Source organism: Pseudoduganella sp. RAF53_2 (assembly GCF_052113985.1).
In the GTDB taxonomy this organism is placed as follows: Bacteria; Pseudomonadota; Gammaproteobacteria; order Burkholderiales; family Burkholderiaceae_D; genus Rugamonas.
In genome coordinates this window covers 1-1,475 of the sequence record NZ_JBFRDW010000971.1, presented here as the reverse complement: position 1 = coordinate 1,475, position 1,475 = coordinate 1, and the positions used below count along the sequence as shown (strand labels likewise).

Genomic DNA, 1,475 nt, shown 5'->3' with positions numbered 1-1,475 from the left:
GCTGTCGCCAGCTACGATGCCTCGAAACTAGCCGATGGCGCACACTCCGTGAGCGTGACCGACACGGATGCGGCAGGGAATACGAGTTCGGTCAGCCTGGGCTTCACCCTGGATACGTCCCTGACTGCGCCAACCGTGGTACTCGTGCAGGACACGACCGACGGCGCGCCCGGCCATGATGTCGATCACCTTACCAGCAATGCGGCCCTGGCGTTCAACGTTCAAGACGCTGACGCGACGCGCGTCATTAAAGTCGACGGCACGACCGTGGCAAGCTACGATCCGTCATTGCTCGCCAACGGCGCTCACAGCGTGTCCGTGACCGATACGGATGCCGCAGGCAACACCAAATCGGCATCGTTCGACTTCACACTCGACATAACGCTGACCGCACCGACGGTGGCCTTGGTGCATGACACCAGCGACGGCGGAGCCGGGCATGATGCCGACCATCTCACCAGCAATGCCGCACTGTCCTTCGGTGACAAAGATGCTGACGCTAACCGCGTAATTAAAGTCGACGGCGTCGCCGTGGCGGCCTACGATGCGTCGGCCCTCGCTGACGGCGCACACAATGTCTCTGTGAYCGATACCGATGCTGCGGGTAACACAAAATCGGCATCGCTCGRCTTCACACTCGACACAACGCTGACCGCACCGACTGTGTCACTGGTGCAGGACACCAGTGACGGCGGGGCCGGRCATGACGCMGACCATCTCACCAGCAATGCGGCACTGGCATTCGGCGTCAAGGACGCTGACGCTACGCGCGTCATCAAAGTGGATGGCAGCCAGATCGACAGCTACGATGCCTCCACACTAGCAGACGGCGCGCATTCGGTGAGCGTCACCGACACCGAYGCCGCYGGCAATWCGMAATCCGCCACKWTCGACTTCACGCTGGAYACAACCTTGACTGCGCCAACCGTCGCATTGGTGATGGACAGCAGCGACGGTGCCGCCGGTCACGACGCTGACCATCTGACGAACAATGCCGCGCTGGCCTTCGGCGCAAAAGATGCCGATGCCAACCGCGTGGTTAAAGTCGACGGCGTCGCCGTGGCGGCCTACGATGCATCGGCTCTCGCTGACGGCGCGCACAATGTCTCTGTGACGGATACCGATGCTGCCGGTAACACAAAATCGGCATCGCTCGACTTCACACTCGACACCACGCTGACCGCGCCAACCATCGCGCTGGTACAGGATACGACCGATGGCGCCGTAGGCCACGACACCGACCACCTCACCAGCAACGCCGCGCTGACGTTTGGCGCCAAGGATGCTGATGCCTCACGCGCCATCAAGGTCGATGGCGTCACCGTGGCGGCTTACGACGCATCTGCGCTCGCTGACGGTGCTCACACGGTGAGTGTGACCGACACGGACGCCGCAGGCAACACGAAAACTGCGAGCCTGGAATTCACACTGGATACAACACTGACCGCGCCCACTGTCGCGCTCACACATGACAC

At 62.1% G+C, this 1,475-nt stretch carries 1 protein-coding gene; it reads left to right on the top strand.

The features are described 5' to 3' along the window. Window positions 1–48: 48 nt before the first annotated feature. Window positions 49–1,475: Ig-like domain-containing protein (locus AB4Z11_RS31525; RefSeq protein ID WP_442030093.1), on the top strand; the 1,427-nt coding region annotated here is incomplete at its 3' end.